The sequence below is a fragment of the Myxococcus sp. CA005 genome (genome assembly GCF_006518205.1).
GTDB lineage: Bacteria > Myxococcota > Myxococcia > Myxococcales > Myxococcaceae > Myxococcus > Myxococcus xanthus.
Map to the genome: position 1 here is coordinate 1 of NZ_SRLV01000086.1, position 13,099 is coordinate 13,099.

Consider the following 13,099-nt stretch of genomic DNA (forward strand, 5'->3'; position numbering starts at 1 on the left):
GCGGTCGTCACACCCCGTTCTTCAAGGGCTACCGCCCGCAGTTCTACTTCCGCACCACGGACGTGACGGGCTCGGTGAAGCTGCCGGAGAACGTCGAAATGGTGATGCCGGGCGACAACATCGCCATTGAGGTGGAGCTCATCACCCCCGTGGCCATGGAGAAGGAGCTGCGCTTCGCTGTCCGCGAGGGTGGCCGCACGGTGGGTGCCGGCGTCGTGGCGGAAATCGTCGAGTAGCGCAAACCCCCAGTGGCTCCCTGCGTTCCCAATTTCGGGAAATTTCAGGGAGCCGTTGGGAATCATGTTGCACACCCTGGGGCGGGATGGTACACACCGCGCCCCTTCGTTCTGAAGAAACGGCTCTGTGAAATCCAGGGGACGTCGGTCGTAACGCCCTCCCGCGGCAGAGGCAGAGTCCGTTCAAAGAGGTTCTTGCGAATGGCGACACAGAAGATCCGCATCCGGCTGAAGGCGTACGACTCGAAGCTCCTGGACCAGAGCGCGGGTGAGATCGTCGAGACGGCCAAGCGCACAGGCGCGAAGGTGGCCGGTCCGATCCCCCTTCCCACGCGCATCAACAAGTTCACGGTGCTGCGGTCTCCGCACGTGGACAAGAAGAGCCGTGAGCAGTTCGAGATCCGCACGCACAAGCGCCTGCTCGATATCCTCGAGCCCACGCAGCAGACGCTGGATGCGCTGATGAAGCTGGATCTGTCGGCTGGCGTTGACGTCGAGATCAAGTCCTAGGAAGCGGGTGGGCGTTCGAGTGGTTTCACTCCGACCCCCGCGAGGAAAGTGCCATGGCGAAGTTTGACGTTGTCGACCTGGATTTGAAGAAGGTGTCGGAGATTGAGCTCTCCGACGATGTCTTCGGCACCGAGCCGAACGCCCACCTGTTTTACGAGGTGGCGAAGATGCAGCAGATCAACCGGCGCCGCGGCACGGTCGGGGTGAAGAACACCTCGCTGGTCAGCGGCGGCGGCAAGAAGCCCTGGAAGCAGAAGGGCACCGGCCGCGCTCGTCAGGGTTCCATCCGCGCTTCCCACTGGGTGGGCGGCGGTAAGGCGATGGCTCCCAAGGCGCGCGACTACTTCTACCGCCCGCCCCGCAAGGTGCGCCGCGGCGCCCTGAAGTCCGCGCTGTCCCTGCGGGCCCAGGAGAAGACGCTCATCATCCTGGATGGCTTCTCCCTGGATGCTCCGAAGAGCAAGCAGGCCTTCGAGGTCCTCACCAAGCGTCTGAAGCTCCAGAACGCCCTGGTGATTGACGACAAGGGCAACACCAACCTGCACCGCAGCGTGCGCAACCTGGCGAAGTTCGACGTGCTGCCGCCCGAGGGCCTGAACCTCGAGGCCGTTCTCCGGCACTCGCACCTCGTCCTCACGTCCGCGGCCGCGAAGACCCTCGAGGGGGCGCTGTCATGAATCTGAACGACGTCATCAAGGGCCCGCTCATCACCGAGAAGCTGGACAAGGCCCGCGAGAAGTTCCGTCAGTACTCGTTCATCGTCGACCGCAAGGCGACGAAGCACGACGTCGCCCGTGCGGTGGAGACGCTCTTCAAGGTCACCGTCGAGGGCGTGAACACCAACATCGTCCGCGGCAAGATCAAGCGGGTGGGTCGTAGCATCGGCAAGCGGCCCAACTTCAAGAAGGCGGTTGTGACGCTGAAGCAGGGCGACTCGATCGAACTCTTCGAGGGAGGGGCGGCCTGACGCCACGGCGTCGAGCCAGCCTGAGGAACACACCATGGGCATCAAGAAGTACAAGCCGACTAGCGCCGCCCGCCGTCTGATGACGGTGTCCGACTTCGCGGACATCACCAAGGACTCGCCCGAGAAGAGCCTCACCGAGCCGCTCAAGCGCTCCGGTGGTCGCAACGTCCACGGGCACATCACCCGCCGGCACCAGGGCGGCGGCCACAAGCGCCGCTACCGCGTCATCGACTTCAAGCGCCGGGACAAGGATGGCGTCCCCGCGAAGGTCGTGGCCGTCGAGTACGACCCCAACCGCACCGCCAACATCGCCCTGCTGCACTACGCGGACGGCGAGAAGCGCTACATCCTCGCTCCGGTGGGTCTGAGCGTGGGTGACACGGTGTTCGCCGGCGAAGGCGCGGACATCCGGCCTGGCAACAGCCTGCCGCTGCAGAACATCCCGGTGGGTACGGTCATCCACAACGTGGAGCTGAAGCCGGGCCGTGGCGCCCAGGTCATCCGCTCCGCCGGCACGTCCGGACAGCTGATGGCGAAGGAGGACCGTTACGCGCAGGTGCGTATGCCCTCCGGCACCGTCCGCAAGGTCCTCATCGAGTGCCGCGCCACCGTGGGCCAGGTCGGCAACATCGAGCATGAAATCATCCGTATCGGCAAGGCGGGTAAGAGCCGCTGGCTGGGCATTCGCCCCACCGTCCGCGGTCTGGCGATGAACCCGGTCGACCACCCGCACGGCGGTGGTGAAGGCAAGTCCGGTCAGGGTAACCCGCACCCTGTGTCCCCCTGGGGCAAGAAGACCAAGGGTCTCACCACGCGCACCAACAAGCGCACTGACAAGTTCATCGTGTCCGGCCGCCGCCAGGGCGCGCGCAGCCAGTAAGAGGATTCCATGGCTCGTTCGATCAAGAAGGGTCCGTTCGTCGACGACTTCCTCGTGAAGAAGATCGAGGACATGATCAAGACGAACAAGAAGGCCGTCGTAAAGACGTGGTCCCGCCGCTCCACGATTCTTCCGGAGTTCGTGGGTCACACCTTCGCGGTGCACAACGGGAAGAAGTTCATCCCGGTGTTCGTCACGGAGAACATGGTTGGCCACAAGCTCGGCGAGTTCGCCCCGACGCGTACGTTCGGCGGTCACTCGGCGGAGAAGAAGGTCGCCAAGGCCCCGGGCAAGTAGCCTGGCGCATTGCCTGAGAGCCTGAGGAGAAGACCATGGAGTCGACTGCACATCTGCGTTTCCTGCGCATGAGCCCCCGCAAGATTTCCACCGTTGCGGAGCTCATCCGGGGCAAGCCTGTTGAGGCGGCCCTCAACATCCTGAAGTTCACCAAGCGCGCCGCGGCCAAGCCGGTGGAGAAGCTCATCAAGAGCGCCGTGGCCAACGCGACTGACAAGTCCAAGGGCCAGGTCGACGTGGACACGCTCTACGTGAAGACCATCTCCGTGGACCAGGGTCCCACCCAGCGTCGGTTCATGCCGCGCGCCATGGGACGGGCCACCCCCATCAAGAAGAAGACGGCCCACGTCCACGTGGTGCTCGCCGAGGCGAAGAAGTAGGACCCGTCGGGCCCTGCCCGGACGCTTCAAGGAGAATCACGTTGGGACAGAAAGTTCATCCGATCGGGTTCCGGCTTGGTGTCATCAAGACCTGGGACTCCAAGTGGTTCGAGCACAAGAACTACGCGCAGTGGCTCCACGAGGACATCCGCATCCGCGAGTTCGTGAAGAAGTCGCTGAACCACGCGGGCGTGTCGAAGGTGGAAATCGAGCGCGCGGCCAACAAGGTCAAGGTCAACGTCCACACTGCGCGGCCGGGCATCGTCATCGGCAAGCGCGGCGCGGGCATTGAGACGGTGAAGAAGGACCTCCAGCAGTTCACGAAGAACGAGGTCTTCCTCAACATCGTCGAGGTCCGCAAGGCTGAGACCGACGCGCAGTTGGTGGCGGAGAACATCGCCACGCAGCTCGAGCGCCGCATCGCGTTCCGCCGGGCCATGAAGAAGGCCCTGCAGACGGCGATGAAGTTCGGTGCCAAGGGCATCCGCGTGGCCTGCTCGGGCCGCCTCGGTGGCGCGGAGATGGCGCGCTACGAGTGGTACCGCGAGGGTCGCGTGCCCCTGCACACCCTGCGCGCGGACATTGACTACGGTTTCGCCGAGGCGAAGACGACCTACGGCAAGATCGGCTGCAAGGTCTGGGTCTGCAAGGGCGAGGTCCTCCCGGGCAAGGGTGGCCAGGCCCCCATGCCCTCCAACCGGTAATCAGCCCACCCGCGCCGGGCGCTCCCAAAAGGGGCGCCCGGGGCAGGGCGGCGAAGGACAGCGACGATGCTTCAGCCTGCTCGTACGAAGTACCGCAAGATGCACAAGGGCCGCATGCCTGGCAGTGCCCACCGGGGTAGCGACATGACCTACGGTGAGTACGGCCTGATGAGCCTCCAGCCGGGGTGGATCACCTCCCGGCAGATCGAGGCGGCTCGTATCGCGATGACGCGTCACGTGAAGCGTGGCGGCAAGATCTGGATCCGTATCTTCCCGGATAAGCCCATCACCAAGAAGCCCGCTGAGACCCGTATGGGTACCGGTAAGGGTGGCGTGGAGTACTACGTCGCGGTGGTGAAGCCCGGCCGCATCCTCTACGAGATGGAGGGTATGACGCCGGAAGTGGCCACCGGGGCGCTGAAGCTGGCGCAGGCGAAGCTGCCGGTGCTCACGAAGATTGTGAAGCGGGCGGACCTGAGCCTCTAAGGCACCGAGCGGCGGGAGCTGGTCCCCTGGACAGCTTCCGCTCGCATGGAGAGTGAAATGGCGACTGCGAAGGAATTGAAGGAACTGTCGGCGGACGACCTGAAGCAGCGCGCGGCCGAGCTGCGCGAGACGCTGTTCCAGGACCAGCTGAAGCGGCGGACCGGTTCGCTGGACAACCCGGCCGAGCGCACCCAGCACCGACGGGACCTGGCGCGGGTTCTGACCGTGCTGACCCAGAAGACGAAGGCTTAAGGGCTGAACACCCACGACTCCAAGCGCGCTCAGCTGATAGAGGAGCGCGTGCGGCCATCCGGGCGCCAATGCCCGGGTGCATGAGAGACAGTGAGAGAGAAGATGGCTGAAGCGACCGAGACGCAGGCTTCCGAGACTTCCACCCGTGGCCGTCCCAAGACGCGCGTGGGGATTGTCACCTCCAACAAGATGCAGAAGACGGTGGTCGTCACCGTCCAGCGCCGGGCTCCGCACCCGAAGTACGGGAAGATCATGAGCCTGCGCGAGAAGTACAAGGCGCACGTGGAGGACCACGACTACCCCAAGAAGATCACCATCAACGAGGGTGATCGGGTCCGGATCGCCGAGACCAAGCCCGCTTCGAAGGACAAGCGTTGGCGCGTGGTCGAGGTGCTGGAGAAGAGCAAGAACGTCTAGCACGCATGTCCCTTCCGCGCGGCCGTGAGGCGGCGCGGGATGGTCACCGGCGACAGGAGATTCCCAGATGATTCAGATGACGAGCGTGCTCGACGTGGCGGACAACTCGGGCGCGAAGAAGGTGTTCTGCATCAAGGTGCTCGGTGGTTCGAAGCGCAAGTATGCGTCCATCGGCGACGTGATTGTCGTCTCGGTGCGCGAGGCGCTTCCCAACTCGAAGGTGAAGAAGGGTGACGTGGCCAAGGCCGTCATCGTTCGCACCAAGCGCGAGGTGGGTCGTCCGGACGGCAGCTACATCAAGTTCGACGGCAACTCCGCGGTCCTCATCAACAAGGACATGGAGCCCATTGGTACGCGTATCTTCGGGCCGGTGGCCCGTGAGCTCCGCGCCCGCAAGTTCATGAAGATCATCTCGCTGGCGCCCGAAGTCCTCTGAGAGGACGGCAGGCCGGACGGCGAGCAGCCAGAGAGAGGAAGCCATGCAGAAGCTGAAGGTTGGAGACACGATCCAGGTCATGGCCGGGGCCGAAGCCTCCGAGAAGAACCCGGCGACCAAGCGCGGCAAGGTACTGAAGATCGATCGCGAGGCTGAGCGCGTGACGGTCGAGGGCCTGCGCCTGGTCAAGCGTCACATGAAGAAGACGCCTCAGAGCCCGGAAGGCGGCATCGTCGAGAAGCCGGGCACGATCGCGCTGGCGAACGTGCAGGTGGTTTGCGCCAAGTGCGACAAGCCGACCCGAGTGGGCATTCGTACTGAAGGTGAAGAGGGCAAGAAGAAGCGGTTCTGCAAGAACTGCGACGCCCTGATTGACTAGGTGTCCGCGTTGGTGCATGTATGCGCGCCCTTTGCCCACCCTGGTGGTGGCGAAGGGCGGGCGTGCAGGCATGGAGGGCCCGTGGAGCAACAGGGGCCCTCGCGGTGTTTCCAGGTTCCATACGAAGGACTGATCGGGCGTGCTGGGTCCACGACGGCGCCCCGAAGCAGAGGACAGGACGATGGCTGACGAGAAGAAGGCCGAGCAGAAGGAAAAGAAGGCGAAGCGGGGCAAGAAGGAAGAGGCCAAGAAGGTTGGCTTCGCCGCCAATATCGAGGAAGGCCTGGAGTCCAAGCCGGCCCGTCTGAAGGTGCGCTTCTTCAAGGAAGGTGTTCCGTCCCTCCTGAAGGAGCTGAGCCTGAAGAACCCGATGCAGGTTCCCCGGCTGGAGAAGATCGTCGTCAACATGGGTCTGGGCGAGGCGCTCGCCAACAACAAGATCCTGGAGTCGGCGGTGGAGCAGCTCGCGGCGATCACCGGCCAGAAGCCGATCGTCACGCGCGCCCGCAAGTCCATCGCGAACTTCAAGCTGCGCCAGGGGCAGGCCATCGGTGCCGCCGTCACGCTGCGCGGCGACCGCATGTACGAGTTCATGGACCGCCTCATCACCGTGGCGCTGCCGCGCGTGCGTGACTTCAAGGGCGTGTCCCCCAAGGCGTTCGACGGGAAGGGCAACTACACGCTCGGCGTGCGCGAGCAGATCATCTTCCCTGAGATCAACTACGACCAGATCGAGAAGGTGAAGGGGCTCAACATCAGCTTCGTCACCACTGCTGCCAACGACGAGCAGGGGCTGGCGCTGATGCGTCACTTCGGCATGCCGTTCCGTCAGTAAGCCCTCGAGTCAAGGACCCGACGAAACATGGCCAAGCTCTCCAAGATCGCCCAGGCAAAGCGCAAGCCGAAGTTCTCGGTGCGCCAGTACAACCGCTGCCCGCTGTGTGGCCGGCCGCGCGCGTTCCTGCGCAAGTTCAAGATGTGCCGTATCTGCCTCCGCAACCGCGCCCTCCGCGGCGAAGTCACCGGCGTTACCAAGTCGTCCTGGTAGCCGGAAGGGCAGGGTGCCTGGCGGGCCTCATCGGCCAGCCAGGCACATTGAAGTAGGAAGTTCGTAGTGGCGGTCAGCGCGAACCCCCGGGATGGGCCCGGCAGGCGCGGTGGCTGCGAACGCGGGGCGCCCGGTACGGGGCCTCGTTTGGGAAGGTACTCCATGCCGGTCAATGATCCCGTCGGCGACATGCTGACCCGCCTGCGCAACGCTTCGCGCGCGCGTCACGACAAGGTCGTCATCCCCCACTCGAAGCTCAAGCTCGAGATCATCAAGGTCCTCAAGGATGAGGGCTACATCGGCGAGTTCGTGGTGCACGAGCAGACCGTGCAGAACAAGCGCACGGTGTTCCCGGAGATCTCCGTGCAGCTGAAGTACGGTCCGGACCGTGCGCCGGCCATCACCGGTATCCGCCGCGTGTCGAAGCCGGGCCTGCGTCGCTATGCCGCGGCGCGTGAGATTCCGCAGGTGCTGGGTGGCCTGGGTATCTCCATCCTGTCCACCTCGCGCGGCATCATGGTGGATTCCGAGGCCCGCAAGCAGAAGGTCGGCGGCGAGCTGCTCTGCACCGTCTACTAGCCAGCCGCCAGGGTGCGGCGCCCCGTGAGGGAGCGCGCCCCAGGCACACAGGACCGAGGCAACCATGAGTCGGATTGGAAAACTGGCGATCAAGCTCGGCGACAAGACGAAGGCCGTCATCGCCGGCGAGCAGGTGAACTTCGAGGGCCCCAAGGGCAAGCTGTCGGTGAAGCTGCCTGGCAAGGTCAAGGTCGAGATCAAGGACGGCCAGATGACCGTGCAGCGCGAGGATGACTCGCGCGAGGCGCGCAGCCTGCACGGCCTGACCCGGACCATCCTCGCGAACGCCGCGAAGGGTGTGAGCACGGGCTTCGAGAAGAAGCTGGACATCCGCGGCGTTGGTTTCCGCGCCGAGGTGAAGGGCAAGGCCATTCACTTCTCGCTGGGGTTCTCGCACCCGGTGGTGTTCAACCTGCCCGAGGGCGTGACCGCCGAAGTCGACAAGGCGCCGCGCAACGAGGACAGCTTGCCCACCGTGGGCCTGACGCTCCGTTCTTCGGACAAGGAAGCGCTGGGCGCGACGGCGGTGAACATCCGCTCGCTGCGTCCCCCCGAGCCCTACAAGGGCAAGGGCATCAAGTACGCCGAGGAGCGCATCCGCCGCAAGGAGGGCAAGACCGGTACGACCTAGTCGTCCTGTCTTTCCTGAGTGTTCCAAACTCCACCGGGTCCTCGAGACCTGGTGGCATCATCCGGAGGCGGAAGGCCGCATCGCCTCCGGACGGAAAAGGAAGCAGCCATGCCTACGAAGATTGAAGCCCGTCTCAAGAGGAAGAACCGCATCCGCAAGAAGCTGTCGGGTACGACAGAGCGGCCGCGGCTCACCGTGTACAAGAGCCTCAAGCACATCTACGCGCAGGTGGTGGACGACACCACGGGCAAGACGCTCGCGTTTGCCTCGTCGCTGTCCAAGGACCTGAAGGGTCAGGACGAGGGCGACAAGAAGGCGGATGCGAAGCGTGTTGGTGCTCTGATTGCGCAGAAGTGCAAGGCCGCCAACGTCGAAGCGGTGGTGTTCGACCGCAACGGCTTCCCTTATCACGGGCGCATCGCCGCCGTGGCCGACGCCGCGCGCGAGGCCGGGCTGAAGTTCTAAGAATTCGAAAGGAATCCCCCAAGTGGCAACTCCGATCAATCCGAACGATCTGGACCTCACCGACCGCGTGGTGAATATCAACCGCGTGGCAAAGGTCGTGAAGGGCGGCCGCCGTTTCTCGTTCGCCGCCCTGGTGGTGGTGGGGGACGGCGCCGGACACGTGGGCGTCGGCCTGGGTAAGGCCAACGAAGTCCCCGAGGCCATCCGCAAGGGTGGTGAGAACGCGAAGAAGAACCTGTTCCGCGTCCCGCTCGTGGGTCACACCATTCCGCACGAGGTGCTCGGGCACTTCGGCGCTGGCTGGGTGCTGTTGAAGCCGGCCACCCAGGGTACGGGCGTCATCGCCGGCGGCGCGGTTCGCGCGGTGCTGGAGGCGGCGGGCATCCGGAACATCCTGACCAAGAGCCAGGGGTCGCGGAACCCGCACAACGTGCTGAAGGCCACTGTCGCTGGCCTGAAGCTGCTGCGCAGCGCGGAGCAGGTTTCGCGTCTCCGTGGCAAGGACGTCGAGCCGGCGAAGCTCGCCGGGGAGCAGAGGGGCTAGCCCATGGCGCTCAAGGTGAAGCTGGTGAAGAGCTTTGCGGGTGCGTCCAGCGACATGCTGGACACCATCCGTGGGCTGGGCCTGAAGAAGTTCGGTGACGAGCGGCTCCTCAAGGACACGCCTGCGGTTCGCGGGATGGCGTTCAAGGTGAAGCACCTGGTCACCCTGGAAACCGTTTCCGGCGACGCGCCGGCGCCCAAGCGCCGCAAGCCCGCCAAGATTGCCCTGCGGGAGCGGGCGATCGCGTATCAGGCCAAGCAGAACAAGGCCTGAGTCACGAGAGGATCGAGACGATGAGCACTCTGAACAAACTGCAGCGTCCGGCGCGCTCGTGGCACCGCAAGAAGCGCGTAGGCCGCGGCCAGGGTAGTGGTCTTGGCAAGACGGCCGGCCGTGGTGGCAAGGGCCAGAAGGCCCGCACCGGCAACATGCGGTTCGAAGGCTTCGAGGGCGGCCAGAGCCCCCTGCAGCGGCGCCTGCCGAAGTTTGGCTTCACGCCGCCGAACCGGACGGTCTACGCGGTCGTCAACCTGTCGGACCTCGAGCAGCACTTCGATGCCGGCGCCACGGCGGACGTGGAGACGTTGCGCAAGGTGGGCCTGGTCAAGGGCCGCTACCACGGCGTGAAGCTGCTGGCCCGCGGCGAGCTGACCAAGAAGGTCACCGTGGTCGTGCACAAGGCGTCTGAGGCGGCGAAGGCGGCCATCCAGAAGGCGGGCGGCGCGGTGGAAGAGATTCCGCTGGTGGCCCACAAGCCGGAGTCCGCGGCCAAGGCGCACGCTGGCAAGGGCGTCAAGGCTCCTCGGCAGCCCAAGGCCTGAGCGTGCCTGGCGCGCATCACTTGCTGGTGGTGCGCGCAGTTTCGCTTGTGTAGGCTTCTGCGCCCCTTTCCCACTCGTGGAACAGGGGCGTTTTGTCGTCCTGGCAGAACCCTCTCGAAGAGGATGGCTACCCCGTGGCTCTGAACGCCTTCGCCAACGTCTTCCGTATCGCTGAGCTGCGCAGTCGGCTCGCGTATACGCTCGCGCTGCTCGCCGTCTATCGCATCGGCATCTTCATCAACACGCCAGGCGTGGACCGTTCGGCGATGAACGCGTTCATGGACGCCCAGAAGCAGTCGGGCGGCCTCGTCTCGCTGTTCAACCTCTTCTCCGGCGGCGCGCTGGAGCAGATGTCCATCTTCGGATTGGGCATCATGCCGTACGTCAGCGCCTCCATCATCATGCAGCTGCTCGCCGTGGTCGTACCCAGCCTGGAGCGGCTGCAGAAGGAAGGCGCCGGCGGCCGGCAGAAGATCAACCAGTACACCCGCTACGGCACGATCGCGCTCTCCGTCGTGCAGGGCATCGGCATCTCGCGGTGGCTGGCGTCGCTGGGCCGCTCCGACGGTGGCCAGAGCGGCTTCAACCAGGTGGTCGTCCCCGATGACAGCGTCTGGTTCACCTTCATGACGGTGGTCAGCCTCACGGCCGGAACGGCCTTCATCATGTGGCTGGGTGAGCGCATCACCGAGCGTGGCATCGGCAACGGCATCTCGCTCATCATCTTCGCCGGTATCGTGGCGGGCCTGCTCCCGGGCGCGAAGCAGTTGCTGGACCTGACCCGTCAGGACGTCATCTCGATGGCCGAGGTGCTCGCGCTGGTCGTCTTCATGCTCATCATCATCGCCGCGGTCGTCTACGTGGAGCGAGGCATGCGGCGCATCCCCATCCAGTACGCCAAGCGGATGGCGGGACGGCGGATGTTCGCCGGCCAGGCGACGTACTTCCCGATGAAGGTGAACACCTCGGGCGTGATTCCTCCCATCTTCGCGGGCGCCGTGCTGTCCTTCCCGGCCACGCTGGGAACCTGGTTCCCGTTCCTGCAGGGATTCCAGCGCGCCATCGAAGGCAACCTGTGGATCTACAACGGGCTGTTCGTCGTGATGGTCATCTTCTTCGCCTACTTCTATACGGCGCTGACGTTCCGGCCGGACGACGTGGCGGACAACATCAAGAAGCAGGGTGGCTACATCCCGGGCATCCGTCCGGGCCGTCAGACGGCGGAGTTCATCGAGCGCGTGCTCAACCGGCTCACGTTCGGTGGTGCCATCTACCTGTCGATTGTCTGCGTGATTCCGTCGGTCATCAGTGGCTTGCTGGGGGTGCGGTTCACCTTCGGCGGCACGGCGCTGCTGATCGTCGTGGGCGTAGCGCTGGATACGGTGCAGCAGATTGAGGGCCACCTCATCAGTCGTAACTACGAGGGCTTCGCCGGCCCTCGCGGCCCGCGCATCCGGGGCCGGGTGCGCGTGGCGGCCTGAGCCTCCGCGCGGGCGTTCCGGGCGCCTCTCCCCGTCGCGGGGAGGGGCGCCTCGTCGTTCCCAGGCTAGGTGTTGTTCAAGGATATTCGCTGGTGCACACGGAGCGCGCTCGGGGGTTTGAGTCCTACGACTTCCGTGCCTTCCTTCGGAGCAAAGAGGACACATGAACCTGATCCTGTTGGGGCCGCCGAACGCGGGGAAGGGCACGCAGGCGAAGCGACTGTTCGCCGACTTCCAGATCCCCCAGATCTCCACCGGAGACATCCTCCGCAAGGCAGTCGCGGAGGGCACGGAGCTGGGCAGGGTGGCCGGCCCGCTGATGGCCGCCGGGCAGTACGTCCCGGACGACGTCGTGATTGGCATCGTCGAGGAGCGCCTCAAGGAGGCGGACGTGGCCAAGGGCTTCGTCCTGGACGGCTTTCCGCGCACGCCGGGCCAGGCGGACGCGTTGGACAAGATGCTGGGGCGCCTGGGCAAGCAGCTGAGCGCCGTCATCTCGCTCGAGGTGCCGCACGCGAAGCTGGTGGAGCGCGGCTCCGGCCGGCGGGTCTGCCCGGTGGACGGCAGCGTCTACCACGTCTACCAGAGCCCGCCGAAGCGGGCGGGGTACTGTGACAAGTGCAATACCGGGCTTGTCCAGCGCCCGGATGATATGCCCGAGGTCATCGAGAAGCGCCTTCAGAAGTACGACTCGGAGACGGCGCCGCTGAAGGCCTTCTATGAGAAGAAGGGTCTGCTCAAGAGCGTGGACGGCGTGGGCACGCCCGAGGGCATCTACGAGGAGATCAAGGCCGCTGCGGGCAAGGCCTGATCCATCTGGCGGGTGGGGTGCCGGCCTGGCTGGTACCTCCTCGCCGGTTCGTCGCTTCAGCAACGGAGCTTGCTTCGTGTGGACAGGGGGAGCTCTGGCCTGGGGGGATCTGGACTCCCGTAGGGGATGGGCGCATTTTCACCGCGCCGGGAGAGCACTCGCTCCAGGTGTGGACCTTGACGGGGGGCTCACAGATTGAGTTGATTTTTCCATGACTGCGGGTGAAGTAGCCCGCTGTTATGTGGGGTTAGTAGGAAACCAAGTTTTGCAGTCGCGCGACGCTTGCCACTTGCGGACCAAAGTGCTATCCCGCCGCGCTTCCAAGAGGTTCGTGGTCCGGGGAAGAGAGTCTGACGCTTGCCGAAGGATGATTCCATCGAAGTCGAGGGGACCGTGATGGAGCCCCTCCCGAACGCGATGTTCCGCGTGGTGCTGGACAACGGCCACAAGGTGCTCGCGCACATCTCGGGCAAGATGAGGATGCACTTCATCCGCATCCTCCCGGGTGACAAGGTGAAGGTCGAACTGTCTCCGTACGACCTGACGCGCGGGCGGATCACGTACCGGGCGAAGTAGTAGGGTGTACCCGCCTGGGAATGGCGGGCCGCCCGTTGGGCTTTTCTTTAGCTGAGGAAGGAAGTTCGCTCCAATGAAGGTACGGGCGTCCGTCAAGAAGATCTGCGACAAGTGCAAGATTGTTCGCCGTAAGGGAATCGTGCGCATCATTTGCGCCTCCAACCCCCGGCACAAGCAGCGCCAGGGCTAACGGCCAAGC

At 64.8% G+C, this 13,099-nt stretch carries 24 protein-coding genes and 1 pseudogene; all 25 read left to right on the forward strand.

Going from position 1 to position 13,099, the window contains the following annotated elements; all coding sequences use genetic code 11:
- Window positions 1-236 (forward strand): annotated as a pseudogene (tuf, locus tag FMQ63_RS29220) (elongation factor Tu); the annotation flags it as partial.
- A gap of 201 nt (window positions 237-437) precedes the next feature.
- Window positions 438-746, forward strand: a complete 309-nt coding sequence (rpsJ, locus tag FMQ63_RS29225; RefSeq protein ID WP_002633608.1) for a 30S ribosomal protein S10 — start codon at window positions 438-440, stop codon at window positions 744-746.
- A 53-nt stretch (window positions 747-799) separates the two neighbouring features.
- Window positions 800-1,423, forward strand: a complete 624-nt coding sequence (rplD, locus tag FMQ63_RS29230; RefSeq protein ID WP_002633607.1) for a 50S ribosomal protein L4 — start codon at window positions 800-802, stop codon at window positions 1,421-1,423.
- Window positions 1,420-1,713 (forward strand): 50S ribosomal protein L23, encoded by a 294-nt coding sequence (locus FMQ63_RS29235; RefSeq protein WP_002633606.1) that lies wholly within the window; start codon window positions 1,420-1,422, stop codon window positions 1,711-1,713. Before rplD ends, FMQ63_RS29235 begins: the two co-directional genes overlap by 4 nt.
- 34 nt (window positions 1,714-1,747) lie before the next feature.
- Entirely contained in the window at window positions 1,748-2,593 is an 846-nt protein-coding gene (gene rplB, locus FMQ63_RS29240) for a 50S ribosomal protein L2 (RefSeq protein WP_011553343.1), read from the forward strand.
- Between the two features lie 9 nt (window positions 2,594-2,602).
- On the forward strand, window positions 2,603-2,890 hold the full coding sequence (rpsS, locus tag FMQ63_RS29245; RefSeq protein ID WP_002633604.1) for a 30S ribosomal protein S19: 288 nt from the start codon (window positions 2,603-2,605) through the stop codon (window positions 2,888-2,890).
- 35 nt (window positions 2,891-2,925) lie between these two features.
- Window positions 2,926-3,270: a 50S ribosomal protein L22 gene (gene rplV, locus FMQ63_RS29250; RefSeq protein WP_002633603.1), complete on the forward strand. Its 345-nt coding sequence runs from the start codon at window positions 2,926-2,928 to the stop codon at window positions 3,268-3,270.
- A gap of 41 nt (window positions 3,271-3,311) precedes the next feature.
- Window positions 3,312-3,974, forward strand: a complete 663-nt coding sequence (gene rpsC, locus FMQ63_RS29255; RefSeq protein WP_002633602.1) for a 30S ribosomal protein S3 — start codon at window positions 3,312-3,314, stop codon at window positions 3,972-3,974.
- Between the two features lie 66 nt (window positions 3,975-4,040).
- Window positions 4,041-4,460 (forward strand): 50S ribosomal protein L16, encoded by a 420-nt coding sequence (rplP, locus tag FMQ63_RS29260; RefSeq protein ID WP_002633601.1) that lies wholly within the window; start codon window positions 4,041-4,043, stop codon window positions 4,458-4,460.
- A 45-nt stretch (window positions 4,461-4,505) separates the two neighbouring features.
- A complete protein-coding gene (rpmC, locus tag FMQ63_RS29265; protein WP_011553344.1) occupies window positions 4,506-4,712 on the forward strand; it encodes a 50S ribosomal protein L29 in 207 nt (68 codons plus the stop codon).
- Between the two features lie 90 nt (window positions 4,713-4,802).
- Window positions 4,803-5,129, forward strand: coding sequence for a 30S ribosomal protein S17 (gene rpsQ / locus FMQ63_RS29270; protein WP_011553345.1), 327 nt, complete (start codon window positions 4,803-4,805; stop codon window positions 5,127-5,129).
- Between the two features lie 67 nt (window positions 5,130-5,196).
- Window positions 5,197-5,565: a 50S ribosomal protein L14 gene (gene rplN, locus FMQ63_RS29275; RefSeq protein ID WP_002633598.1), complete on the forward strand. Its 369-nt coding sequence runs from the start codon at window positions 5,197-5,199 to the stop codon at window positions 5,563-5,565.
- A 43-nt stretch (window positions 5,566-5,608) separates the two neighbouring features.
- A complete protein-coding gene (gene rplX, locus FMQ63_RS29280; RefSeq protein WP_011553346.1) occupies window positions 5,609-5,944 on the forward strand; it encodes a 50S ribosomal protein L24 in 336 nt (111 codons plus the stop codon).
- A gap of 181 nt (window positions 5,945-6,125) precedes the next feature.
- The gene (gene rplE / locus FMQ63_RS29285; RefSeq protein WP_020478749.1) at window positions 6,126-6,779 is read left to right on the forward strand and encodes a 50S ribosomal protein L5; all 654 of its coding nucleotides are present in this window, start codon (window positions 6,126-6,128) and stop codon (window positions 6,777-6,779) included.
- 27 nt (window positions 6,780-6,806) lie between these two features.
- A complete protein-coding gene (locus tag FMQ63_RS29290; protein WP_011553348.1) occupies window positions 6,807-6,992 on the forward strand; it encodes a type Z 30S ribosomal protein S14 in 186 nt (61 codons plus the stop codon).
- A gap of 162 nt (window positions 6,993-7,154) precedes the next feature.
- Window positions 7,155-7,571: a 30S ribosomal protein S8 gene (gene rpsH / locus FMQ63_RS29295; protein ID WP_011553349.1), complete on the forward strand. Its 417-nt coding sequence runs from the start codon at window positions 7,155-7,157 to the stop codon at window positions 7,569-7,571.
- Window positions 7,572-7,635: 64 nt separating this feature from the next.
- Window positions 7,636-8,202 carry a 50S ribosomal protein L6 gene (gene rplF, locus FMQ63_RS29300; protein ID WP_011553350.1) on the forward strand — a complete coding sequence of 189 codons (567 nt, stop codon included), beginning with the start codon at window positions 7,636-7,638 and terminating at the stop codon, window positions 8,200-8,202.
- A gap of 108 nt (window positions 8,203-8,310) precedes the next feature.
- Entirely contained in the window at window positions 8,311-8,667 is a 357-nt protein-coding gene (rplR, locus tag FMQ63_RS29305; RefSeq protein ID WP_026114014.1) for a 50S ribosomal protein L18, read from the forward strand.
- Between the two features lie 22 nt (window positions 8,668-8,689).
- Window positions 8,690-9,211 (forward strand): 30S ribosomal protein S5, encoded by a 522-nt coding sequence (gene rpsE, locus FMQ63_RS29310; protein ID WP_011553352.1) that lies wholly within the window; start codon window positions 8,690-8,692, stop codon window positions 9,209-9,211.
- A 3-nt stretch (window positions 9,212-9,214) separates the two neighbouring features.
- Complete coding sequence (gene rpmD / locus FMQ63_RS29315; RefSeq protein WP_011553353.1) at window positions 9,215-9,484, forward strand: 50S ribosomal protein L30; 270 nt, start codon at window positions 9,215-9,217, stop codon at window positions 9,482-9,484.
- Window positions 9,485-9,504: 20 nt separating this feature from the next.
- Entirely contained in the window at window positions 9,505-10,032 is a 528-nt protein-coding gene (gene rplO / locus FMQ63_RS29320; RefSeq protein WP_011553354.1) for a 50S ribosomal protein L15, read from the forward strand.
- Between the two features lie 134 nt (window positions 10,033-10,166).
- Window positions 10,167-11,513 (forward strand): preprotein translocase subunit SecY, encoded by a 1,347-nt coding sequence (secY, locus tag FMQ63_RS29325; RefSeq protein ID WP_011553355.1) that lies wholly within the window; start codon window positions 10,167-10,169, stop codon window positions 11,511-11,513.
- A gap of 163 nt (window positions 11,514-11,676) precedes the next feature.
- Entirely contained in the window at window positions 11,677-12,324 is a 648-nt protein-coding gene (locus FMQ63_RS29330; protein ID WP_011553356.1) for an adenylate kinase, read from the forward strand.
- A 357-nt stretch (window positions 12,325-12,681) separates the two neighbouring features.
- Window positions 12,682-12,900, forward strand: a complete 219-nt coding sequence (infA, locus tag FMQ63_RS29335) for a translation initiation factor IF-1 (RefSeq protein ID WP_002614803.1) — start codon at window positions 12,682-12,684, stop codon at window positions 12,898-12,900.
- 73 nt (window positions 12,901-12,973) lie between these two features.
- The gene (rpmJ, locus tag FMQ63_RS29340) at window positions 12,974-13,090 is read left to right on the forward strand and encodes a 50S ribosomal protein L36 (RefSeq protein WP_011553357.1); all 117 of its coding nucleotides are present in this window, start codon (window positions 12,974-12,976) and stop codon (window positions 13,088-13,090) included.
- Window positions 13,091-13,099 lie beyond the last annotated feature (9 nt).